Origin of the sequence: Thalassospira indica, from assembly GCF_003403095.1 — a bacterium.
GTDB classification, from domain to species: Bacteria; Pseudomonadota; Alphaproteobacteria; order Rhodospirillales; family Thalassospiraceae; genus Thalassospira; species Thalassospira indica.
Window position 1 is genome coordinate 1709884 of sequence record NZ_CP031555.1, and the last position, 24638, is coordinate 1734521.

The 24638-nt window shown below is 55.6% G+C and carries 19 protein-coding genes; 13 read left to right on the forward strand and 6 right to left on the reverse strand.

The window, feature by feature from the left end:
• The first annotated feature begins 65 nt into the window (after window positions 1-65).
• The 4 genes from DY252_RS07985 (at window position 66) to DY252_RS08000 (ending at window position 4126) form a co-directional block, all read left to right on the forward strand.
• Window positions 66-677, forward strand: a complete 612-nt coding sequence (locus DY252_RS07985) for a dimethylamine monooxygenase subunit DmmA family protein (RefSeq protein WP_064789912.1) — start codon at window positions 66-68, stop codon at window positions 675-677.
• Complete coding sequence (locus DY252_RS07990; RefSeq protein WP_064789911.1) at window positions 674-1639, forward strand: PDR/VanB family oxidoreductase; 966 nt, start codon at window positions 674-676, stop codon at window positions 1637-1639. Before DY252_RS07985 ends, DY252_RS07990 begins: the two co-directional genes overlap by 4 nt.
• 14 nt (window positions 1640-1653) lie before the next feature.
• Complete coding sequence (locus DY252_RS07995; RefSeq protein ID WP_064789910.1) at window positions 1654-2694, forward strand: heme-dependent oxidative N-demethylase family protein; 1041 nt, start codon at window positions 1654-1656, stop codon at window positions 2692-2694.
• 70 nt (window positions 2695-2764) lie between these two features.
• Entirely contained in the window at window positions 2765-4126 is a 1362-nt protein-coding gene (locus tag DY252_RS08000) for an NAD(P)-binding domain-containing protein (RefSeq protein WP_064789909.1), read from the forward strand.
• A 127-nt stretch (window positions 4127-4253) separates the two neighbouring features.
• On the opposite strand, the gene DY252_RS08005 is transcribed toward DY252_RS08000, so the two are convergent.
• The 4 genes from DY252_RS08005 to DY252_RS08015 all read right to left on the reverse strand — a co-directional run bounded on the left by DY252_RS08005 (window position 4254) and on the right by DY252_RS08015 (window position 9682).
• Entirely contained in the window at window positions 4254-6638 is a 2385-nt protein-coding gene (locus DY252_RS08005; RefSeq protein ID WP_064789908.1) for a trimethylamine N-oxide demethylase, read from the reverse strand.
• Window positions 6639-6817: 179 nt separating this feature from the next.
• A complete protein-coding gene (locus tag DY252_RS22140; protein WP_165374900.1) occupies window positions 6818-6982 on the reverse strand; it encodes a hypothetical protein in 165 nt (54 codons plus the stop codon).
• 36 nt (window positions 6983-7018) lie between these two features.
• A complete protein-coding gene (locus tag DY252_RS08010) occupies window positions 7019-8365 on the reverse strand; it encodes an ammonium transporter (RefSeq protein ID WP_064789907.1) in 1347 nt (448 codons plus the stop codon).
• A 306-nt stretch (window positions 8366-8671) separates the two neighbouring features.
• A complete protein-coding gene (locus DY252_RS08015) occupies window positions 8672-9682 on the reverse strand; it encodes a GlxA family transcriptional regulator (RefSeq protein ID WP_197482593.1) in 1011 nt (336 codons plus the stop codon).
• Between the two features lie 138 nt (window positions 9683-9820).
• On the opposite strand from DY252_RS08015, the gene DY252_RS08020 reads away from it, so the two are divergent.
• From DY252_RS08020 to DY252_RS08040, 5 genes are all read left to right on the forward strand, one after another.
• The gene (locus tag DY252_RS08020) at window positions 9821-11074 is read left to right on the forward strand and encodes a sarcosine oxidase subunit beta family protein (RefSeq protein WP_425451909.1); all 1254 of its coding nucleotides are present in this window, start codon (window positions 9821-9823) and stop codon (window positions 11072-11074) included.
• Between the two features lie 12 nt (window positions 11075-11086).
• Window positions 11087-11365 (forward strand): sarcosine oxidase subunit delta, encoded by a 279-nt coding sequence (locus tag DY252_RS08025; RefSeq protein WP_064789906.1) that lies wholly within the window; start codon window positions 11087-11089, stop codon window positions 11363-11365.
• Window positions 11362-14337, forward strand: a complete 2976-nt coding sequence (locus DY252_RS08030; RefSeq protein ID WP_064789905.1) for a sarcosine oxidase subunit alpha family protein — start codon at window positions 11362-11364, stop codon at window positions 14335-14337. Before DY252_RS08025 ends, DY252_RS08030 begins: the two co-directional genes overlap by 4 nt.
• On the forward strand, window positions 14330-14890 hold the full coding sequence (locus DY252_RS08035) for a sarcosine oxidase subunit gamma (protein ID WP_064789904.1): 561 nt from the start codon (window positions 14330-14332) through the stop codon (window positions 14888-14890). Before DY252_RS08030 ends, DY252_RS08035 begins: the two co-directional genes overlap by 8 nt.
• A gap of 157 nt (window positions 14891-15047) precedes the next feature.
• On the forward strand, window positions 15048-16010 hold the full coding sequence (locus DY252_RS08040; RefSeq protein ID WP_064789903.1) for a hypothetical protein: 963 nt from the start codon (window positions 15048-15050) through the stop codon (window positions 16008-16010).
• 305 nt (window positions 16011-16315) lie between these two features.
• Here DY252_RS08040 and argE read toward each other — a convergent pair whose 3' ends face one another.
• Both argE and DY252_RS08050 read right to left on the reverse strand, forming a co-directional pair.
• The gene (gene argE / locus DY252_RS08045) at window positions 16316-17494 is read right to left on the reverse strand and encodes an acetylornithine deacetylase (RefSeq protein ID WP_064789902.1); all 1179 of its coding nucleotides are present in this window, start codon (window positions 17492-17494) and stop codon (window positions 16316-16318) included.
• On the reverse strand, window positions 17491-18258 hold the full coding sequence (locus tag DY252_RS08050; protein WP_040824675.1) for an NAD kinase: 768 nt from the start codon (window positions 18256-18258) through the stop codon (window positions 17491-17493). The genes argE and DY252_RS08050 overlap by 4 nt, the downstream gene beginning before the upstream one ends.
• Window positions 18259-18472: 214 nt before the next feature.
• Here DY252_RS08050 and DY252_RS08055 point away from each other — a divergent pair, with 214 nt between their 5' ends.
• The 4 genes from DY252_RS08055 to DY252_RS08075 all read left to right on the forward strand — a co-directional run bounded on the left by DY252_RS08055 (window position 18473) and on the right by DY252_RS08075 (window position 24626).
• Window positions 18473-19207 (forward strand): TetR/AcrR family transcriptional regulator, encoded by a 735-nt coding sequence (locus DY252_RS08055; RefSeq protein ID WP_064789901.1) that lies wholly within the window; start codon window positions 18473-18475, stop codon window positions 19205-19207.
• 155 nt (window positions 19208-19362) lie between these two features.
• On the forward strand, window positions 19363-20286 hold the full coding sequence (locus DY252_RS08060; RefSeq protein WP_064789900.1) for a sulfurtransferase: 924 nt from the start codon (window positions 19363-19365) through the stop codon (window positions 20284-20286).
• A gap of 369 nt (window positions 20287-20655) precedes the next feature.
• Window positions 20656-21867, forward strand: a complete 1212-nt coding sequence (locus DY252_RS08065; RefSeq protein ID WP_064789899.1) for a YeeE/YedE family protein — start codon at window positions 20656-20658, stop codon at window positions 21865-21867.
• 950 nt (window positions 21868-22817) lie between these two features.
• Entirely contained in the window at window positions 22818-24626 is a 1809-nt protein-coding gene (locus DY252_RS08075; protein ID WP_064789898.1) for a DEAD/DEAH box helicase, read from the forward strand.
• Window positions 24627-24638 lie beyond the last annotated feature (12 nt).

A 24638-nucleotide genomic window follows, 5' to 3' on the forward strand; every position in this document is an offset into this window, starting at 1 on the left:
GCTGTCAGAGGCCTCCGGATCATGCGCCTGATCCTTTGGTTTCTGACAGAATGGGACCCGCTACCATGTCTGATAGCTTGATAGAAGAAAGCATTCTTTCCCGTCCGACCTATGGGACGCTTAAAATCGTGCCCGGTCTGGCGCATTATTTTCTGGCCGATGCATCCGGTGCCGAATGCATCATCCGGGACGTGCAGGAACTGCCCCGCGACATGATGGAAAAGGTGCATATCCTCTATGTACCGACACCGGGCGAAGCCGCCCTGATCACATCGCTTTATGCTCTGGGGGCAAAACGGTTCGAGCATTTCCCGACCATCGAAGAAGCCGTCGCCAAACTGGGCGAATGGCTTTCAGATGCCAAAATGGGCAGCCAGCTTTATCTGGCCGGAACCGAAGGGTTGGTCGGGCAGGGTGTCGCCAAGGGTGAAGAATGCGGGCTGGATCATACAGCCGTGCAGTGTGAGCATCGCGGCAGTCTGGCCCGACGTGTCCAGTGCGTTCACTGCAAAACCATGATTGAGGACGTCACCACCCAACCGGTCAAATGTCCGACCTGCGATTTGCTGTTATTGGTGCGCGATCATTATTCCCGTCGACTGGCAGCCTTTCAGGGGGTCTGCATCAATGCCGAAGACCCGACAGAGGAAATCGAGATCAAGGAGGTGTTCAAATGAGTGCATCCGATCATTTGATTCCGGTGGTTGTCAGCAACGTGGTCGAGGTCAACCCGATCATCAAACGGTTTGAATTCAAGCATGTGAATGGTGATGAGCTGCCGGCCTTTTCAGGCGGCGCGCATATCGTTGTCGAGATGCTTGATGACGGCACCAAACGCAAAAACCCCTATTCGCTGATGAGTTCCCCGTTCGAGCGCGACCAGTACGCCATTTCGGTGCGCCGTGACGATACCGGGCGCGGTGGATCGAAATTCATGCATGAACAGGTGCGACCTGGCATGCAGATGAAAATCTCTGCCCCGGTTAATCTGTTCTCGCTCGATCTGCGGGCACGAAAACACCTGATGATCGCTGGTGGCATCGGCATTACGCCATTTATCGCCCAGATGACCCAGGCCGATAAGCTCGGCGTGCCGTTCGAATTGCACTATGCCGCGCGTTCCGTATCGCAGGCGGCCTATATGGACAGCCTTGCGGATCGTTTTGGCGATCATGTGTCGTGTTACTGCGATGATCAGGGGGAAAGCGTTGATTTGGAAGTGCTTTTATCCAATCAGCCACTTGGTACGCACGTTTATGTTTGTGGCCCCAAAGGCATGATCGAACGGGTGGTTGAAACCGCCTCCAGTCTGGGGTGGCCCGCAGCACACGTTCATTTCGAACACTTCCTTGCTCCGCCGGTTGGGGAGCCGTTTGAAGTGCATCTTGCCAAGGCCGGGATCGATATCACCGTTGGCGCAGAGCAAAGCCTGCTTGAAGCGGTGGAGGCATCCGGCACACCGATCAATTGCATGTGCCGGGGCGGGGCGTGTGGTCAGTGCGAAACAGTGGTCGTCGCCTGCGATGGCGACATCATGCACAACGACCACTGGCTTGATGAAGAACAGCGCGCAGCCAAGCAGCGGATCATGCCGTGCGTTTCGCGGTTCCGTGGCAAACGCCTTGAACTTGATCTGTAAGGGGGATTTTGGTCATGACAATCCAGTTTAAAGACGAAAGCTTCCGCGGCGATTTTTCCTACGCCAACAGCCCGTCAAATATTCCGCGTTTTCCGTTCCCTTTCCCGGAAGACGAATACATGTATTCGACCAATATCGAACCGCATCATGCCGCCCGGACGGGCAGCCCGTTTGAAAATGCGTTCGATGTGGATGAACATTACGTCGCGGAAATGAAGGACCGAGCCCTTGTCTTGGCCGAGGACCCCGGGCGCTGTCAGGCCCTGCCGCATATGGAAACGGCGGGTTGGGATTTCCTTGAACTGGTGATGGTGTCAAAGGCGCGCGACTATCCCGATCTGTTTAAACTGACCATGGATGGCGATCGCTGGCACTGGATCAATACGCCGCTTCAGATCGACGATACCTTTACCTTTGGCGACAGTTCGACATTGCCGTGCCACCCGATGGAATATATCGGGCGTCAGGTACAGGGCGATCACGCCATCCTTGATCAGCGCGATGGCAACCTTTGGATGGATGCCGGGATCATCACGGCACAGGCCGACTGGTCGCTTGATTTTGACATTGGCATGAATTTCTTTGAATGGCATGCGCCGGTTCCGTTGGCCCATGAATTGGGTGTGTTTCAGCGCGCATTGAAATTCCTTCTGACCTTGCCGCAGGGGCAGCCGTCGCGTCGTTTGAACTGGACGCTCACAGTCAACCCGCGTCTCGATACCAGCCCGGAAAACTATCCCAAATGGGGCCCGGATCGCATGACGGTGACGCCGGAAAATATCGGCGAAAAGATCCATCTGCGGGTGGAGCTTCAGACATTTTGGCGTTTGCCACGCTCCAACGCGATTCTGTTTCCAATTCGGACATATTTGATGGCGATGAACGAAGTCGTCACCCAGCCAAAGTGGGGCCGTCGCCTGCATCGTGTGATGCGCGATCTGCGCCCGGAACTTGTCGAATATAAGGGACTGTCACGCTACCACCCGATATTGGTCGAGTGGCTTTCACAATTTGACGACGGTGCGCCGACGTCACCGGGGATTTTCCCCGACTAAGACCAAGGAAATGATCCGGTATCTGCCGGATGAAGGAGACACAAAACGCTTTTATTGGGGATTTAAGGCTATGACACTTCGTGTTGCAATTATTGGCGCCGGTCCGTCTGGCATGGCGCAGATGCGTGCTTTTCAATCTGCTGCTGCCAAAGGGGCCGAAATCCCCGAAATCGTGTGTTTCGAACGTCAGGAAGACTGGGGTGGTTTGTGGAACTACACCTGGCGCACCGGTCTTGATGAATATGGTGAGCCGATCCATGGATCGATGTATCGCTATTTGTGGTCAAACGGACCCAAAGAATGTCTGGAATTCGCCGATTACACCTTCGAAGAACATTTTGGCAAACCCATCGCATCCTACCCGCCGCGTGCGGTGATATGGGACTACATCAAAGGACGGGTTGAAAAGGCCAATGTCCGCCCATGGGTGCGTTTCAGGACCCCGGTCCGCAGTGTCGAGTTTGATGAAGAAAGCCAAACCTTTTTGGTGACATCGCATGATCTGAAAAACGATGTGGTGTCGACCGAGGAATTTGATCATGTCATTGTTGCCAATGGTCACTTCTCCACCCCGAATGTGCCGGAATTCCCGGGGTTTGATACCTTTGGTGGGCGCGTTCTGCACGCCCATGATTTCCGTGATGCATTGGAGTTCAAAGGCAAGGATATCCTGATCATCGGGACATCCTATTCGGCCGAGGATATCGGATCGCAATGCTATAAATATGGTTGTAAGTCCGTCACGGTCAGCCACCGGACCAACCCGATTGGTTTTGACTGGCCCGATAACTGGGCAGAAGTCCCGCTTCTTGCCAAGGTTGATGGCAATACGGCCTATTTCAAGGATGGTTCATCGCGTGATGTCGATGCGATCATTCTGTGCACCGGTTATCAGCATCACTTCCCGTTCCTGACCGATGATCTAAGACTTAAGACCGCGAACCGTCTGTGGCCGCTGGGGCTTTATAAAGGCGTCGTCTGGGAAGAAAATCCGAAACTGATGTATCTCGGCATGCAGGACCAGTTCTATACCTTCAACATGTTTGATGCGCAGGCATGGTTCGCCCGTGATGTCATCATGGGGCGCATTCCACTGCCGTCCAAGGACGAGATGAAGGCAGATAGCCAAGCCTGGCGTGATCGCGAAGAAGGCCTTAAGGACGATCACGACATGATCTGGTTCCAGGGTGATTACACCGCCGAACTGATCGAGATGACCGATTATCCGATGTTTGATATCGAAGGGGTGAACAAGACTTTCGAAGAATGGGAACATGACAAGGCCCACGACATCATGGGCTATCGCAACAAGTCATACCGGTCGCTCATGACCGGTAATATGTCGCCAGCCCATCACACGCCGTGGCTCGACGAACTTGACGACAGCCTTGAAGCCTATTTGCAGGTTGAAAAGAAAACGGCTGCCGAATAGGCAGCCGACTTTCAGGACTTTCAAAGAAGCGGGCGCAAGCCCGCCGTCTCCCTTAACCAAACTCGCAGTCGCCCCCACAGTCTTTATGGCTGCGGGGTTTCTTTTGTGGGGCAGTTAGTCGCGGTGTTCAGGACCGCGGCTTTTCTTTCTTGGGATCATAATGCGGGAAGGCTGTGATGGTCGCCGGCAGGCGGACCATATGCCCGTCCAGCTTGCCAATCTCAACCTCGGTGCCGATATCGGCATGCGCGATATCAACCCGCGCCAGCGCGATGTTCTTGCCCAGAATGGGTGATCGCATGGCACTGGTGATCACGCCGATCTGGGCACGCCCGATATGGACGCAATCGCCATGGCTGACCGTGACATTGCCATCAATCTCGATCCCGACCAGTTTGTGCGACGGATGTTCCTTGCGCCGGATCAGGGCATCGCGGCCGATAAAGTCATCTTCCTTGGATTTAAGCGGCACTGTAAAGCCGATCCCGGCTTCGAACGGATCGGTTTGATCGGAAAATTCGTAATCGGCAAAGATCAATCCCGCCTCAATCCGAACCATATCAAGGGCAGCCAGCCCCATCGGTGTCAGACCGTGCGGTTTGCCTGCCGCCCAGATGGCATCAAAAACGGTTATGGCGTCCTTTGGGTGACACCAGACCTCATAGCCCAGTTCGCCGGTATATCCGGTGCGTGACACGACAACAGGCGCGCCCTTGGCATCGCCAATCCGGCCAATGGTGAATTTGAACCAGTCGACTTCGGTAACCTTGGGCTGATGCGGTGGAGTCCAGATGACTTCGTCCAGGATATCGCGGCTTTTGGGGCCCTGAACGGCGATATTGTGCATCTGATCGGTTGATGAACGGATCAGGACATGCAGGCCAAGTTTTTCAGCCTGTTCGCGCAGCCATACGCCGCTGTAATCATCGCCGCATATCCAGCGGAAATTATCCTGCCCCAGACGCAGTAGCGTGCCGTCATCAATCATCCCGCCGTGCGGATAGCACATCGCGGAATAGACGACCTGACCAATACCAAGCTTTTTGACATTGCGGGTCAGGCAATATTGCATCAGGGCTTCACTGTCCGGGCCGGTGATTTCAAACTTGCGCAAGGCGGATAGATCAATGACCACGGCCTTTTCACGGCAGGCATAATATTCTTCGATCATGCCGTGGCCGGTATATTCATGGGCCAGCCAGAACCCCTTATAGTCAACGAAGTTTCGCGTCAGTTCGCTTAAACGCGGGTGGAAGGCGGTTTCTTTGGTCATTTTTGCTTCGGCCTCTGCAGTCGGGCGCCAGGCAACGGCATGGCTGAATTTCTCCGCGCCGTCGTAACTTCGGATATAGATGTCGGTCGGTTTCCAGGCGTTGGCCGCCGACGTGTCATCCGGGCAGGCCGATGACACACAGACCAGATCGGTTATCGCACGCAACAGCACATAATCGCCCGGCCGCGACCACGGTTGATCGGCATACATAACGCCGTGATCATCAATACCGGTATTGAAAAAGAAATTGATCGCCATCCAGCCGGCGCGTGGATCAACGCCATGCTTGGCAAGGGCTGTGTTGAAATTGTCCGTGCAGTTCACATGGCCGGGATAGCCGATATCGTCGTAATATTTCGCGGCACAGGCCATGGCAAAGGCGTCATGACGCCCGCAGGTGTCCTGAACGACCTCCACCAGCGGGTCCATATCCTGATCAAAGTATTTCCCATGCAGGCCCGGCATTGGATAGGCATGACCCATCAATGTGCGCGTGGTCGTCACATCCAGCGGGTTCTGAATGCCGCGATCAAGCTTGCGCGCATCAAAACACTGAAAATCGGTACATTGCCGCCCGTCGACATCGAGAATCTGGATGTAATCACCCGCCTTGATTTCATAGGCCTCGGCGGTGGCGGAATGCACACGCAAATCCACAACCGGATCGGCCAGCGGATCGGGCAGCGCGAAGCTGTAGGTATCAGAATGATGGGCGCGCTTGATCAGGGCTGTGATCGGTGTTGCGGTATTATGCGCATCGATCCGCATCAGCGGTGCCGGGGTGGCGATGATGACAAAACCGTCAAGCTGGATGGTCAGTTCGACCGTATCACCGGGCGGGCTGGCATTGCCAAAAAGCCGATGGGCAAGGCAGGTTTCAAGTTTGATATCGCGTTTGCGCAAGGTCTTGGCAAAGCGCGTCAGGCTGTCATCAAACGGATCAGACAGCAGATCCATCAAACCATGCGGCGCGCCATGTGCCAAAGGTTCAAAAATCTCGGGCCGTGCGGCGCCCGATGGTGTCAGGCCGATCAGCTCGACCGATTGCATGCCTTCACAATTGCGCAGTGCCAGTTGATCGCCCTCGCGCACCGATATCATGATCGCGCCCCGCCCGGGAATTTCATAGCGTTCGCGGTTGCGTGCCATCGCGGTGCGTCCGGCATTGATGATGCGACTGGGGCGCGCAGCGCGGACAGCGTGCGGATAGGTTTCCGGTGTTCGGGCAAGGTCGATCATTGTGGCCTCGTGTGCGGTGAATGATCTGAAAGCGGCGGGCCTGAAGGGTATTTGGTGTTTTTACTTTATCGGGAAAAGGCAGAGAGGCCAGCTTTGACACTGGCCTCTCGCTGTGTCGGTTGAGTAAGGCAGCACCTTAAGGGGTTAGGGCAGATCGGTGCTGCGTCACGTCAATCAGATTACATGTCTTTGTAGGCTTTGTTCTCGTGAATGGCCATCGAGGCGATGGTCCAGATGCACACGCCAACACCAACAAGCGTAAGCGCCACGAGCAGAGCCGGTTTGTCAGCAAAGGTGAAGTAGGCTTCTGCGCCTTCCCAACTGGTAATCGGAGCTGAGTTCATGTTTCAGTTTCCTTGTTTCGATGTGTCAGAATGATCTTACTCAGCCGGGGTCGGCGAAGTCGGATCGTTGGCGAATGCCGCCGGAACGGTGCTTTCCGGATAGGCGCTTACCGGTACTTCTGCCTTGTCGAGACCAGCCACTTCTGCCTGTTCAGACACGCGCAGCAGACCAACAAGCTTCAGAACCAGGGACAGAACGTAGCCCGGTGCGAAGCCAAGGATCATGAAGACGACAGCACTTGAAAGCTGACCAACAAACGAGATCTCCGGACCGGCAACGTTTTGGTAGCCAGACGCAAAGATACCGGCCATTACCAGGCCCCAGACACCGCCAAAGCCGTGGACGGCAACCGCGCCAACCGCATCGTCGATCTTGAATTTCTCGACAAGGATGTCGTTAAGTTTCGGCATGACGCAACCGCCGCCGAAGCTGACGAGGAAGGCAAGACCCGGATAGTAAAGGTCAAGTGCCGGTGCAGACGAAATCACACCGATCAGGGCGCCAGACATCATCCAGAACGGATCACGAGTGACCAGATACGCACCGATCATGCCGCCTGCAACGCCCATCAGGGTGTTGAATGCGAATGCCGACAGGGTTGCCGGGGTGTTGTAAATGGTCATCCAGGTGTCGCCGGTATAGATGATGCAGCCGCCAAGGAAGCCAAAGAAGCCCATAACAATGAGCATCAGGCCAATCAGCGACATCGGCATGTTGTGGCCGTTGATGTTGTTGACTGTACCGTCGGCATTGAAGCGACCGATACGCGGGCCGAGGTTGATCAGAACGCCAAGTGTGAAGAAGCCAGCGATGGTGTGAACGGCACCCGCCGCACCAACGTCATGCAGGCCCCACTCGGTGGTGAGCCAACCATCCGGATGCCAGCCCCAGGACGCGCCAAGGATCCAGACAACAGCGCCGAGGAACAGGGCGAGGATGGTGAAGCCGGAAATACGGATACGTTCGATCACCGAACCCGACATAATCGAGGCAGTGGTTGCCGCAAACAGCGTGAAGGCCGCATAGAAGATACCTGACGCGTTATCAGTCAGGTTCGGACCCATATATTCGCTCCAGGGCAGACCTGCCTCGGAGCCGTCGGAAATGGTGAAGCCGGTCGGGAACGCAAGATAGATCCACCAGCCAATATAATAGAAGGCCGGGATCAGGAATGCGAACGCGATGAGGTTTTTCATGCCGGATGCCAGCGCGTTCTTTGCGCGCGATGCACCCATTTCATAGGCAAGGAAGCCTGCGTGAATTGCAAGCATCAGTGCAGTACACCACCAATAGAATACTTCGGAATTGATGGTCGTTGCCATGCTGAGTGATGCTTCAAGGCTGTCCAGCCTCGCCATCAACTCTGGTACGGATTGTTCCATTTTAGTCTCTCCATCACAAAATGCCCCCCGATGGACATTCCTTTTATTAAAAATCAATTCCCTATAGTGAACAAGTTCTAATGTGTTTTTTATTGTGCGACGCAAAAATTATATAAAAATCAATTACTTAAAATTTTATCTTGGCCTGTCACGATTGAGTTGAGTAAAAAATAGACGAAGAAAATTGATGCATTCAAAATATGCAGACTCGTGGAGTCGTGCCGATTCTGACAATTTCCATGATGGGAAATGCAGCTCTTGGTTGGATGGGGGGATAATGGCAGGCGACCGACCAATGGAAACGATCTAGTGACCGCGCGCTTCGCTTGGCTTCAAGCCATAAGCGTCTTTGTAGCTGCGTGAAAAATGGCTGCTGTTGGAAAAGCCGGTGGCAAAGGCGATTTCTGAAATGGTCAGGGCACTTTGCGTCAACAGCCTGCGCGCATGTTCAAGCCGGACCTGGCGATAGGTTTCAAGGAACGACTTGCCAAGATGCTGATCAAACAGGCGATCAAGCTGCCGGGTTGAAAGCCTGGCAAAGCGCGCCATTTCGTCGCGGGTTTTCGGATCTTCGATGGTGGTTTCCATCTTTTCCAGAACCCTGAGCAATCCGGCATGATGGACGTTATAGCGTTCGGCAAGCGATGCCCGTTGCGGGCCGCCCGATTGTCCGACTTGTGTATGCAGGTACCAGTCCGACACCCGGGTTGCGAAATCCGCCCCAAGGTTTTCGGCGATCATGGCATGCATCATGTCAAGCGGCGCCACCCCGCCGCCACAGGTGATGCGATCCCCGTCAATCACAAACCGTGCGCGTTGGGGTTCCAGATCCGGAAAGGCTTCGATCAGGGCCGGGGCATGTTCCCAGTGAATGGTGAATTGGCGCTGCCCCAGAAGCCCGGCGGCGGCCAGAACATAGGCGCCGCTTGATATGCCGCCCATGCGCACACCCCAGCGGGACAGTTTGCGCAAATTGCCCAGCATGCCTGGTGCCTGCCATTGCGACGGATGTCCACCGGCACAGATGAACAGGGTGTGCAAACTTGTCGGGGCCTGCGACAGCGGGGTGGTCGGCACCATCGTGCCCGACGAGGACAACACGTTTCCACCCGCCGCCGAATAATTCAACACCTTGTAGATCGGCTGACCGGCCAGAAGGTTGGCTGCACGCAGCGGCTCAATCGCCGAGGCATAAGACATCAACGCAAAATCGGGCAGCAACATGAAACCGATATTCTGGGTCGCCGGAACCGGTTTGGCATCAAGTTGCCCGGTACGCGGGGTGCGTGTGGTTCTGCTTTGGGGGGCTGGGCTCATGACGCCGGTATCCCGCGTTGGGCGACAATAATATCGCGATGTCGCATTTGTGTTATTGGATGTCTTTAATAGACAAGCTGCAATTTGCACCTCTGTCAAGATTGCTGGGTACCCGATGTGGGCAACAGCGAAAGATCGATGATGCGTTATTCAGCCCTGTCATTGCTTGGCAATGCGTTTTCCAAGAACAAGAACTGGAAGCCGGCCTGGCGCAATCCGGATCCGAAACCGCATTACGATGTCATCATCATCGGCGGTGGCGGGCATGGATTGGCAACCGCCTATTACCTGTCAAAGGTGTTCGGTGTGCGCAATGTTGCCGTGCTTGAGAAGGGCTATCTTGGATCGGGCAATATCGGGCGGAATACGACGATCATACGATCCAACTACCTGCTTGAAGGCAATAACCCGTTCTACGAATTTTCGATGAAGCTTTGGGAAGGGCTTGAGCAGGATTTCAATTTCAACGCCATGGTGTCCCAGCGCGGCGTGATCAATCTGTTTCATTCCGATGCCCAGCGCGATGCCTATACAAGGCGTGGCAATGCCATGCGCCTGCATGGGGTCGATGCGGAGCTTTTGAACCGGGACCAGTTGCGCGAAAAGCTGCCGTTCCTTGATTATGAGAATGCCCGTTTCCCGATCATGGGCGGGTTGATGCAGGCGCGCGGCGGCACGGTGCGCCATGATGCGGTGGCGTGGGGCTTTGCCCGCGGGGCCGATCGGAACAGCGTTGATATCATCCAGAACTGCGAAGTCACCGGCATTGACCGCGATGGGGATCAGATCACCGGGGTGCAAACCACGCGGGGTGCTATCAGGTGCAACAAGCTGGCCATGGCGGTGGCGGGCAGTTCAAGCCATGTCGCGAAAATGGTCGATATGCGCCTGCCGATTGAAAGCCACGCACTTCAGGCCTTTGTGTCCGAAGGGTTGAAACCGTTTATCGATACTGTGGTCACCTTTGGCGCGGGGCATTTTTATGTGTCGCAATCCGATAAGGGCGGTCTGGTGTTTGGCGGGGATATCGAAGGGTATAATTCCTATGCCCAGCGCGGGAACCTTGCATGCGTGGAACATGTGGCCGAGGCCGGTATGGCGATGATCCCGGCACTGTCGCGGGTGCGTATCCTGCGCAGTTGGGGCGGGATCATGGATATGAGCATGGATGGATCGCCGATCATGGATCGCACGCATTTATCCAACCTCTATTTCAATGGTGGCTGGTGTTATGGCGGGTTCAAGGCGACCCCGGCGTCGGGATATTGCTTTGCGCATTTGCTGGCGACCGATGCGCCGCATGAAACCGCAACCGCGTTTCGCATGGACCGTTTTGCGCGCGGGTATCTTCTGGATGAAAAGGGCGTTGGCGCCCAGGCCAACCTGCATTGAGGAAATTTGGAAATGAGTAGTCTTGTCAAATGTCCGCATTGTGGTTTGCGCCCACGCGAGGAATTTACAATCCGTGGCGAAGTTGCCGCCCCGCGCCCAGATGCCGGTGCCGATGAAGCCGTTTGGTTTGATCATGTTTACCTGCGCGACAACCCGCGCGGTGAAAATCGCGAATACTGGCATCATTCCGGCGGGTGTCGCCGCTGGCTGGTGCTAAGCCGCAATACCCTTACCCACGAAACGTCTGACGTCGTCGATGCCAGCACCTTGAAGGCGGAGGGCAGGGCATGACCAGTTTCCGGATTGATGGCGGTACCCTGATTGACCGCAATGATGTGCGCCGCTTTACCTTTAATGGCGAAGCACTCACTGGCTTTGGTGGCGATACAGTTGCATCAAGCTTGTTGGCCAATGGCAGGCAACTGGTCGGGCGCAGTTTCAAATATCACCGACCACGCGGCATCCTGACCGCCGGGGCGGCGGAACCCAATGCACTTTTGACCATCGGGCGGGACGGGCGGCGTGATCCCAACACCCGGGCGACCATGGCGGAGCTGTTTGACGGGCTTGAGGCGCGATCACAGAACTGCTGGCCGAATGTCAATTTTGATATCGGGGCGGCCAATGGGTTGCTTGGGCCGCTTTTGGGCGCCGGGTTCTATTACAAGACATTCATGTGGCCAGCGGCCTTTTGGGAAAAGGTTTATGAGCCGCTGATCCGCAAGGCCGCAGGGCTTGGCCGGGCAAGCTATGATCCCGATCCGGGCTACTACGAAAAATGCTGGGCGCATTGTGATCTTTTGGTGATCGGGGCGGGGCCAGCTGGGCTTGCTGCTGCCCTGACGGCCGGGCGGGCCGGGGCGCGCGTGATCATTGCCGACGAAGGGGCGCAACTTGGTGGTGGTTTGATCGCCGAAGGTAGCCCGGTGGGTGGTAAACCAGCCGACACAGTGCTTGCCGATATCATTGGTGAATTGCATGCCCTTCCCAATGTCGAGATCAAAAAACGCACCACCGTTTTTGCCGCCTATGACGATCAGGTATTTGGCGCGGTTGAACGGGTGCAGAAGCATCTGCCAGAACACGAGATTAATCCCCATCGCGCCATGGAACGCCTGTGGCGGATTGTCGCCCGACAGGTGGTGCTGGCGACCGGGGCGGAAGAGCGCCCGATTGTCTTTGGCGGCAATGACCGCCCGGGTGTCATGATGGCCGGGGCCATGCGCACTTATTTGAATGCCTATGGCGTGGCACCGGGCAAGCGGGTGGCGCTGTTTGCCAATAACAGTCAGGCCTATCAGACCGCGCTGGACCTTGAGGCGCGCGGTATAGAGGTCGCCGCGATCATTGATCCGCGCACCTGCCCGAATATTGATTATGACGGTAAGGCGCGCCTGATTGCCGGTGCGATGGTGCGTGATACCGCTGGGCGCAAGGCGATCAAATCCATCGCGGTGCGCCATGATGACGGTCGTGATGAAGTCATTGCGGTCGATGCCCTGGCCGTATCAGGCGGATACAGCCCGATTGTGCATCTGGCCTGCCATCGCGGTGGCAAGCCGGTTTGGTCGGGCGCGCATGTCGGTTTCATGCCGCCGGAAAATACCGATGGCATGACGCCCTGCGGCGCAGTTGCCGGAAAATTCGGTATTGCGGCCTGTTTCGCCGACGGCGGTGTTGCTGCGGTCAAGGCGCTTGCAGAACTGGGTGTGATGGGCGAGGCCGCTTCGCTCCCGGGCGTCGAGCAGGCCGAGGAAAAAGTCGATCATATCCTGCCGGTCTGGCGGGTGGCATCAAGCAAGGGTAAGGCCTTTGTCGATTATCAGAATGACGTCGCGGCGTCTGACATCGCGCTCGCCATGCGCGAAGGTTATGATCATGTCGAACTTGCCAAGCGCTATACCACCAACGGCATGGCAACCGATCAGGGCAAGACATCGAATGTGAATGCCATTGGCATTCTGGCCGAGAACAAGGGTGTATCGCCCGGCGAAATCGGCACAACAACCTTCCGCCCGTTCTACACACCGGTATCATTCGGCGCGCTAGTTGGCGCATCCAAGGGAATGGATTTCCAGCCGGTGCGCAAATCCCCCCTGCATGGCTGGGCAGAGCGCAATGGCGCAAAGTTTGTTGAAACCGGCCTTTGGTATCGGTCAAGCTGGTTCCCGAAGGACGGCGAGACTTTCTGGCGTGACAGCGTTGATCGTGAAGTCAATACCGTGCGAACCAACGTCGGCATCTGTGATGTTTCCACCCTTGGCAAGATCGAGATTTTTGGCGCTGATGCGGCAGAGTTTCTTAATCGGGTTTACTGCAATGCCTTCCTGAAGCTGCCAGTGGGCAAGGCGCGCTATGGCATCATGCTGCGCGAGGATGGCTTTGTGTATGATGACGGCACGACGAGTTGCCTTGGCGAAAATCATTACTTCATGACGACGACAACCGCCCTTGCCGCAGGGGTTCTGACCCATCTGGAATTCTGCGCGCAGGTGCTGTGGCCGGAGTTGGATGTCCGTCTGGCATCTGCAACCGATCAGTGGGCGCAGATGGCGATTGCCGGACCGAAGTCACGTGATGTGCTGTCCAAGATTATTGATGACGATATTTCGAACGAGGCATTCCCGTTCCTGGCTGCGCGTGAAGTATCGATGTTTGGCGGGCGCCTGAAGGGGCGGTTGTTCCGAATTTCGTTCTCGGGCGAGTTGGCCTATGAGATTGCCGTGCCGGCCGGATACGGTGAAAGCGTTGCCGATGCGATCATGGCTGCCGGGGAAGAATTCGGGATCACGCCATATGGCACAGAGGCCCTTGGCGTCATGCGGATTGAAAAGGGCCATGTCACCCACGCGGAAATCAACGGCACGGTCACACCGGCGGACCTTGGTATGGGCAAGATGGTGTCAGCCAAGAAGGATGATTTCATCGGCCGTGTGATGAACCTGCGTGAAGGGCTGGTTGATCCATCGCGACCGGCGCTTGTCGGGATCAAGCCGAAATCACCGTCTGACAAGTTCGCCACCGGATCGCATATCCTTAATCCCGGTGATGCGGTTACTCTTGCCAATGATCAGGGTTATGTCACCTCAATGTGTCATTCCCCGACGCTTGGCCATGCGATTGGTTTGGCGCTGGTCAAAAATGGCCCGAGCCGCGTTGGTGAGGAAGTCGTTATCTGGAACGGTCTGGCCGGAATAACCGTGACCGGCATCCTGTGTGATCCTGCCTTTGTCGACCCGGAAAATGAGAAACTCCATGCGTGATTATCTGTTAGAAAATCGTTCGCCATTCCTAGATGTCGCGGCGGCGGACAAGGGGGCGTCAATCCGTCTTGCCCCTGTCACCGGGGGCTTTGTCTTTCACGTGCTGGGCGATGCGAAAAGCGATGAAGCGGCCCTGAAAAAGGCGCTTGCAAAGATTGCCCAGGAACTTGGTGCGGATGTGCGCAAATCCGCGCCAAATCAGTGGTTCTGGGTGGGGGATGCGGATGTTTCTTCTGACCAGCGGGCTGAAATCCAGTCGGCACTTTCCAGCCAGTTTGCCCTTTGCGATCAGACACACGGGCGGGTGCGCATGGTCCTTTCGGGGGCGTCATCGCGAACGGTTCTGGCCAAGGGCACCATGGTCGATTTGTCAGCCGACCTTTTTGCCATCGGTCAGTCGGCCATGACCCAGATCGGGCATATCGGTGCGATGATCACCCGTGTTGAGGATGACAGTTTTGAACTGATCGTTCTGCGAAGCTTTGCAGGTAGCCTTTGGGACGAGTTGCAGCATATGGCGACCGAGTTTAATAAGCCGGCTTCGATGTCCTGATATATTTTGTATTTTTGTATGCTAGTTGCTTTTTCAGAGGTTCGTCGTGGATTGGTTCCTTTATTTTACGTATTATATTAGGTCTTTATTTTTTGCACGAGCTTAACTTAAGATTGCAATATTCACAGGTGTGCAATCAACGGGTTAGGTGAAGAGAATGCATCAAATTGTTCATAAGGCAAGGCGTCTGTTATTCGGTGTTTCAGTTATTTTGCTCTTCGCTTCTGTCTTCTATCTAACATATGAAGAAGGGCTTGTGAGGAACTGGATAGCTCTGTTGATTCTGGATGGTGGAAAGGTTGGTGATTTAAGCGAACTTCCCGACCAGGGCGGAGCTTACTACTTGATATTGGCGTGGGAGTTTGTTGCTGCGCTTATCCTTTTTGGCTTATGTGTTTCCCTGCTTAACCTTTTGTTGCCTAGCCGAAGTGGGGCTGCTGGTTCTGATGATCAGCAGGCTAGTCGTGTGAGATACTCGGAGCCGATTGCACTCGTTACAGCAGCAGCGCTTGGAGCTTGGGCTACTTTTATAATCGCAAAGGATGATCGAGCGCTTGTTGGTCAAATCGAGGCTCAAAGGCTTGAGTTGGAAACGGAAAGAGTGCGGCTAGAGCGTCAAAAGGTTCAGCTCGAGCAGGATAGGTTGCAGCTCGAAGAAGAGCGCATCATTACGTTGGGTGAAGTCGAAAAAGAGCGTAGTCAAGCGAGCGTAAAGGTCGCTGAAATTGAAAATATTCGTTTAGAAAAACAGCTGAAGTTCGATGCAGAGCACAACAAGCATTTAATAGAGCAGGGTACGTTCAATCGTGTTGTCTCATTATGGTCTTCGTGCGTCCATGCAACAGCGCTTCAGACTCAGCCAGTTGGAACCGGTGGTTCCGGCCAATATACTGGGAGTATGAAGCAAGGTGAGGACACTATCGAATGCTTAGCTGACCTTGATGAGGTTATGAGAAGCACGATGTATGCTGGTGTGTTAACAGATAAAAACTTACAAACAATGTTAGAATTACGCGAGAAATTGATAGAAATAAATAAAAAGGCGATCTCTGGTGAGGAATACGATGTGGAATCCGCTCTGGACTTCAATAAGTTTTTCTTGGGTAGGCAGCAAGATTGATTTTCTATTGTTTTGTCAGGACCTACGCGCTGGGTGAAAGCACCTGAATCAGTAGTGGCATTGCGACGAAAAAGTTAACCCTATGTCCGGCTTGTGATGCCTGTGTCGCAACGTGAATAGTGCTTCCGGCGCGGGTTATGGTGGTGATAAAGGAACTCTTCGGTGTGAAAGCGCAAGCCGAATTATGGCGAGGCAGCTAGCCAATGTCGCCAATGCTCTACACCAATGCTCACACAGAGGAATTTTTGACAACCGTCTAGCAGAAGAGCAAGGGGCCTCAAATTGCAGCCCTTTGTCATTGGGGGTTACCTCGTCAAAACACCCAGAAGCTTATCAAGGAACACTTCACAACGGCCCAACTGATCAAGTTCGATGAACTCGTCGGGCTTGTGGGCCTGTTCGATATTGCCCGGACCGCAGACGACCGTGGGGATATCGCCAAGGGCTGAAAACGCGCCGGCTTCTGTACCGAAGCTGACCTTGCCGGTGGTGTTGGCACCCGTGAGCGCCATAACCAGTTTGGTGACTTCCTCGTCATCGCCGGTCGCAAGGCCCGGCATATCGGAAATCACTTCAACCTCGATGCCGACATCGTCGTAAATCTCGCGCATTTCGGGTTCGAGGGTATTTTCGATGTAATCGTAAATCTTGGCTTTAAGCGCTTCGCGGTCATCATTGGGCAGATTGCGGAATTCAAAATCGACAAAGCAATTCTGCGGAATGATGTTGAGCTGTGTGCCACCCTTGATCACACCGGTATGGAAGGTGGTGTGGTTTGGCTCAAACTCGTCATCATGCGGGCCGTTTTCGCGGCATTCACGGCCAAGCTTACGCAGGAACACCACCAGTTCGGCGGCAAATTCAACCGCATTGACCCCTTCGCGCGGCAACGACGAGTGCCCCGAACGACCGGTGAAATGTGCACGCGCCGAAAACTTGCCCTTGTGCTGGGTGATGACCTTCATCTCGGTCGGTTCGCCGACAATGCACATGGCCGGTTTGTGCGGCAGATTGTTGATCGCCTCAACCAAACTGGGGACACCCAGACAGCCGACTTCCTCGTCATAGGTGAAAGCCAGATGGATCGGCACCCGAAGGTTGGCGTTCTTAAAGGTTTCCGCCTTGGCCAGAAGGCAGGCCAGAAAACCCTTCATGTCGCACGATCCGCGGCCATAAAGCTTCTCGTCGCGGATATCAATCTCGTAGGGATCGGATGCCCAGTTCTGGCCTTCGGTCGGGACCACGTCACTGTGACCTGACAGGATCACACCGCCCGCAACGTTCGGGCCGATGGTGGCATAAAGGTTGGCCTTGGTATCCGTCGGGTCGCGCACAACCAGCGTGTCATAGCCCAAACCGTCAAGAAACGCCTTCACCTCGTCAATCAGTGCCAGATTGGGCGTCATGCTGACGGATTGATGGCGGATCAGTTTGCGGCACCATTCAATGGTATTTTCTGACGGGGCAAGTGCGGCGGTGGTCATTCGACGAATTGTTCCTTGAGGATACGTTCTTCAAGATTGTGTTCCGGATCAAACAGCAACTTGATTTTCATGCTGCGGTCTTCGCGGATTTTCACGCTCGAGACATCGCGAACCTCGGTATAGTCGGCAACGGCCGAAACCGGACGCTTTTCGGGGTTCTCGATCTGGAAAACGACTTCTGCGCCATGGGGCAAAAGCGCGCCACGCCAGCGACGCGGGCGAAACGGACTGATCGGTGTGAGGGCTAACAACCCGCTTCCCATCGGCAGGATCGGACCATGTGCCGACAGGTTATACGCGGTACTTCCGGCCGGCGTACAAACAAGCGCGCCATCACAAACAAGTTCGGCCAGGCGTTCGACGCCATCAACCTTGATGCGCAATTTGGCGGCCTGACGGGTTTCACGCAATAGCGAGACTTCGTTGATTGCCAGCGCACACAGGCTTTCTCCCGAAACGGTGTGGGCTTCCATCTGAAGCGGGTGCAGCTCCACGGTCTGGGCCTCTGCGATGCGGTCGGTCAAATTCATTTCGCGGAATTCATTCATCAGAAATCCGACCGTGCCCCGGTTCATGCCATAGATCGGCACCTTGCGGCCCATATAACGGTGCAGGGTTTCCAGCATGAACCCGTCGCCGCCAAGGGCTACGATCACGTCGGCCTTGTCGGGCGCAATGTGGCCGTATCTGTGTTTTAGCCGGTACATCGCATCCTGTGCGATTTTGGTTTCGGCTGCAACGAAGGCGATGGAATCAAGCTGCATCTTCGATCCAACGGATGTTTGGGGCTCGCCCGAAAAGGGCATGGCCGAACAATAGAGTACGCTTTGCACTGAATTGCAAGGGGCTGCGTGATGTTCGTCCCCATGCGGATGTTTTGACTAAACACCAGTATGATTGACGGCACGAAAAAAACAGTGGAACCTGAAAGTTACGGGTTCCGATCTCCGGTTCAAATCAAAAAAACAGAACGGCGCGATGTCAAAAGAACCATTCAGCTTCTCTGCCGCCCTTTCCCGCATTTCACGTCCTGATGAAGGTCATGATGATGATGTGCTGGAAGTCGGCGAAAGCATGGAACTTGATGGTTCGTCCGAAACAGCACTCGTCCCCAAACGGATCCGCAACCCGGATGCCACCCGTCAAAAGCTTCTGGGTGCCGCGTTTGGCGAAATCCGCCGCGCCGGGTTCGGCGGGGCGTCAATCAATAACATCCTCGAACAAAGCGGCTGTACGAAAGGTGCGCTTTATCACCACTTTTCCGGCAAGGCCAAGCTGATCAATGCCGTGATCGAGGAATGCTTGCCGGGCTATGTCGATGAAGTCTGGCTGGATGACCTTGAAGGGGCTGAAGACATATTGCCCGTTTTGATGGGGCAGGTGGATCGACTGGGCGGTGAAAATGCACCGAAAATGCTGGCAGGCGGATGCCCCCTGGCGCGTCTGGCATCCGGTGCCGGTGAACTTGATGAAAGCCTGCGCAAACGTATTGATGGTGTGTATCGCTATTGGCGGCGCGGACTTGCGTCCCACATCGGCAAGGCGCAGTTCAACAAAACAGTCCGTACCGATATCGAACCGTCTGCCGTGGCGGAATTCATCATTGCCGCCCTGCACGGGTTCCTGACCCGCCCGCCCGCCTTGCGCAATCTGGAAACCCAGGATTCATTTGCGCGCGAATTTGCCCGTTATCTGAACAATCTTCGCCCCTGAAAGGCCTGAGTTCGGTGCGTTGTGGCGCGCATTGTCCCGTCCTTTGCTCAATTAAAACAAAAAAATAGTGTATTTATTGATCTATTGACATTTATTTATGTTCAATTAGGTATAATGCACAAAATCATGATGAATTGATCATTGGAGACAGTCCCATGCGTTCCCTTATCCTTTCTGCCGTTGCGGCGGTCACCTTTGCCTTTGTGGGCAGTGCTGCGCAGGCGGAACGTCTTACCGAAAAGCCGCTGGTTGATGCCAACTGGGTTGCGGACAATCTTGATAACCCGTCGATGGTTGTTGTTGATATCCGCTCGCTTACCAAGGACGGTAACCCTTATGAAGCTGGCCACATTCCGGGTGCCGTCTTTGCGCCCTATGGCAAGTTTGGCTGGCGGGCAAAGGTCAATGATGTGGTTGGCATGCTGCCGCCGGTTGATGTGATTTCCAAACGCATCGGTGCGCTTGGCATCGATAATGACAAACAGGTTGTCGTCGTTCCTGCTGGCCAGAACAGCTCCGACTTCGGTTCTGCCACCCGCGTTTACTGGACCTTCAAGGTGCTTGGTCATGACGCGGTCACCATCCTTGATGGCGGGCAGCGCGCCTGGCTTGCGGCAGGCAAGGACGTTTCGACCGATCCGGTGACGCCAGAGGTTGTTGCATTCAATGCCAATTTCCGCCCGGAACTTGTTGCGAGTGCCGATGATGTTGCCAAGGCACGGGCAGAGGGTGTTGCACTTGTTGATGCCCGTCCGGTGTCGCAGTTCAAGGGCGAAGCCAAAAGCGGTGTTGTTGCCCGTCCGGGCGCCATTCCCGGTGCAAAAAACATTCCACAGTCAGAGTTCTATAGCGATCAGGACGGTGCCTTTGTCGCGGCGGATGTGATTGAAAACCTTGCTGCCAATGTCGGTGTTTCCAAGGATGCCAAGGAAATCACCTATTGCAATACCGGCCACTGGGCATCGGTTGCATGGTTTGGCCTGTCTGAAGTGATGGGCAACAAGAACACCGCCATGTATGATGGGTCCCTGACGGAATGGGCGGCAGATCCGAACCGTGAAATGGTCATCCCGGAATAACCGGATCGCCATACGGTTTCACCAAACCGCGAAATTTCTGGACGGAACCGCGCAGCCGGTTCCGTTTGTGTTAGGCTCAGGACCTATTAATTTGATTTGAATGGCAGAGGTTATATTTGTGAAATCCAAGGAAAAGCCCGCAGGTCGGGCTGGTATCCCGGACAAGGGATTTGACGCAGGAGTTTGCAAATATAACCTCTGTCCTTCGGATTAACCGTATTTGCACGGGCTACTTTGTCGCAAAGCCTTGAAAGATGTAAATCTTCCTGCGGTTTTGCTCCGCGTATCCGCACAAATACGGTGAACCATTCATACCAAATTAACAGGTCCTGAGCCTAAGCATCTGATTTCAGGTAATCGAGCCTCACCATGTCTGAAACAACCCTGAATGCAAATCCGGCAACACCGGGTTTCACCTTTGACAAGGGACCGGCTGCCATCACCGCCGTCCTGTTTGTCCTTGTCGGGATCGCCATTTCACAGGCGGTCGACCTTAAACAGGCCGTGCTTTATGGCCTTGGCGGACTGCTGGGCATTGCGCTGTATCACGCATCCTTTGGTTTCACCGGCGGTTGGCGCCGCTTTTCGGTTGAGAAGCGCGGCCGTGCCTTGCGCGCGCAGCTTCTGATGATCGGGGTTGCGGCGGCGGCCTTTATCCCGTTGCTGGCGCTTGGTAATCCGTTTGGCGGATCGGTCGTCGGTGCGGTTGCGCCTGTCGGCATGTCCGTCCTGATCGGGGCGTTTCTGTTTGGGCTTGGCATGCAGCTTGGTGGGGGCTGTGGTTCGGGCACGCTGTTCACGGTTGGCGGCGGCAGTGCGCGGATGCTGATCACGCTCGTCTTCTTTATTATCGGGGCGGTGATCGGGACGGCGCATTTGCCGATGTGGCTTGAGCTGCCCTCCTTGCCGCCAATGAGCCTTGGCCGTGAATATGGCATTGGCGGTGGTCTTGCCGTGACGTTTGGTGGTCTGGCGCTGGTGGCGTTGCTGACCGTGTTCGTCGAAAAGCGTGCCCATGGCGGGTTGGAAGTTGTTTCAACCGCACCGCGCGAAGGTCTGGCGCGTTTCATCCGTGGCCCGTGGCCGATGATCTGGACCGGCTTGCTTTTGGCCGGGCTTAATGTTGCGACGCTTCTGATTGCGGGCCATCCGTGGTCGATCACTTTTGGCTTTGGTCTTTGGGGCGCAAAGATCGCGCAGGTGATGGGCATTCCGGTTGAAACCTGGGAATTCTGGAACTGGGCTGGCCCGGCGCGTGCGCTTGGCAATTCGGTCCTGCAGGATAATACGTCTGTGATGAATTTCGGCATCGTGATCGGGGCAGCCTTTGCCGCCGCGCTTGCGGGCAAGTTCGCGCCGAAGGTTTCTGTTCCGCTTGCATCGCTTATCGCGGCCGCGATTGGCGGGCTTTTGATGGGCTATGGCGCGCGTCTGGCGTTTGGCTGCAATATCGGCGCATTCTTTAGCGGGATTGCGTCCGGCAGTGTGCATGGCTGGCTGTGGTTTGTGCTGGCCTTTGTCGGTAGCTGGATCGGCATTGCGTTGCGTCCTGTCTTTGGAATGGATGGTTTCCGGAAATGAGCGAGAAAAACACACTCCTGTTTGGTGCGGTCTTCCTTGCGGCAACCGGTGCCGTTGCGCTGGATCACTACAGCCACACCGCAAATATCCCGGCAGTTGCCAATCCGGCCCCGGCCAAACTTCCGGCAGCGGGCAGCAATCCCTGTGCTGCCAATCCCTGTAGCGCAAGTCCATGTGGGGCGAACCCATGTGCTGCAAACCCGTGTGGCGCAGGATATAATCCGTGTGCGGCGAATCCCTGTGGCGCGAATCCATGCGGTGCAGGGTATAACCCCTGTGCGGCAAGCCCGTGTTCGGCCAATCCGTGCGCAGCCTACAACCCGTGTGCGGCAGGAAACCCTTGCAGCCCTTCCAGTCCGTGCGGTGGCTTTAACCCCTGCGGTGTGCGGTCGGTTAACCCTTGCGCTGCTGCACCATGCAGCGCCAATCCCTGCGCTGCATTCAATCCGTGTAGCGCTTCGAACCCATGTGCGGCAGGAAATCCGTGTGCCGCTTATAACCCGTGTGCAGCCTCGCCCTGTGCCGCGTCTCCGTGCGCGCCAGCGGCAAGTAACCCATGTGCCGCCAGCAATCCGTGTGCTGCCTATAATCCGTGCGGGGCAGGGAACCCGTGTGCGGCGTATTGATGCCAGCAAAGGCAGTATGCATTTGAATTTACAACGGCATGGCAGCGCAATTCTGCCATGCCGTTGTGCGTAAAACGCGGGGCTGTCAAAAATAAGCTGTTTGACAAGGGGGTAAAACTCTGCGCATGGTGTGGCTGTTATTTGATCGCTCCAGAAGCGTAGAGGGGAATTAACGCCCCTACTGTCGAGTGGTTAACCCAAGAACGCATTGAAGTATCCAGCTACGCGGGTGCTTCCAGAACTGCAAGGCGCAGACCTGATTACTAATTTTCACCGGGCGAAGTCCCAGCTGTCTGCAGCCTCCAATTTACGAGTTACCCTTATTTGACCCAGTTTTCCGAACTCGGCCTCGCCGAGCCGGTCCTTCGCGCGCTTGCCCAAGAAGGCTACGACGCGCCGACCCCGATCCAGGCACAATCCATTCCCTCTCTTCTAGACGGTAAGGACCTGCTTGGTATCGCACAGACCGGTACCGGCAAGACGGCAGCGTTCGCATTGCCGATCCTTGACCGCCTTTCCAAATCCCAAACCCGCACGCCCAAAGGGGCATGCCGTGTACTTGTTCTTGCGCCGACGCGTGAACTTGCCGCCCAGATTGGCGAGAGTTTCCGTGCCTATGGCCGCTTTCTCAATGTCCGCACGGCTGTCGTTGTTGGTGGTGTTGCCCCTGGTCCGCAGATCAAGGCGATAACCCCTGGCGTCGAGGTTCTTGTCGCAACACCTGGTCGTTTGCTTGACCATGTCGACGCCGGCAAGCTCAGCCTTAAACATGTTGAAGTGGTGGTGCTTGATGAAGCCGACCACATGCTTGATCTTGGCTTCTTGCCGCCGATCAAGCGGATCATCAAGATGTTGCCGCGCGATCGCCAGAACCTGTTTTTCTCTGCCACCATGCCGACCCAGATTGGTCAGCTGGCGGGTGACATGCTGTCTGATCCTGTCAAGGTGTCGGTAACCCCGGTTGCCACTACCCAGGAACGTGTCGAACAGTCGGTCTATTTGATCGAACGCACGCGTAAGCGTCAGCTGCTGGCAGAGCTTCTTGATAATCCGGCTTTCAAGCGTACGCTGGTCTTTACCCGGACCAAGCGCGGTGCCGACCGTGTCGCGCGCCATCTTGAAGCCAATAAAATCAGTGCGGCCGCCATTCATGGCAACAAAAGCCAGAACCAGCGCGAACGTGCTCTGAACGCCTTCAAGGATGGTCAGATCAACGTGCTTGTCGCAACCGATATCGCCGCGCGCGGTATCGATGTCGATAGCGTGACCCACGTTGTGAACTTCGAACTGCCGAACGTGCCGGAAAGCTATGTTCACCGTATTGGCCGTACGGCCCGCGGTGGTGCGAGCGGATCGGCAATTGCGTTCTGTGATGAAGAAGAACGCGGTCTTCTGCGCGATATCGAAAAAACCACCCGCCAAAGCATTCCGGTGATTGATCGCCGTGATGCCAAGGCCGCAGCCGAGCAGGAAGCACTTTCCGACGAAGCGCGTGAAAGCAACCGTGGCCGCCGCAGTAATGGTGGTGGTCAGTCGCGCGGAAATGGCGGACGTGGAGCATCGGGCGGCAATGGTCGCGGTGGTCGTCCGGCCAATGGCCGGAATGCCCGCAATGAACGTTCAGATCGCAGTGATGCGCGCGCTTCTGCGCCGCGTCGTGATCGTGACGATGCCCGCAAACAAACGACGCAAAGCCGCGATGGCGCAGACAATGCTTCAAGAGCATCGGCTGACAAGGCCCCTTCGAACCCGGCACTGGAAAAATCCAAAAGCCGTTACAAGGGTGGCCTGAAGTCGAAACCTGCCAATGGTCGTGGTGGTAACGCCGAAAACGGCCCCCGTCAGAATGATGGTGGCAAGCGCCCGACGAAACGCGTTGATTCCAATGGAAATCGTCGCGACGGGGCGAAAGCTGACAATTCAATTTCTTCCGGTTTGTCCTTTATGGGCAGTGCCGAGGAACGCCGCGCGACTGGTAACGGGAGCAATAGTGCCCGAAATACCGGACCGCAAGGCAAGCGCGGCGGTGTAAACCGCAATCGCAATCATCGTGGCGCACAGTCCGGCGGGCAGCCGGGTGGTGCGGGCCGCGAAAACACTTCTGGAAAACAGCCGAGGCGTGAACGCGCCTGATTGTTTTTCAAA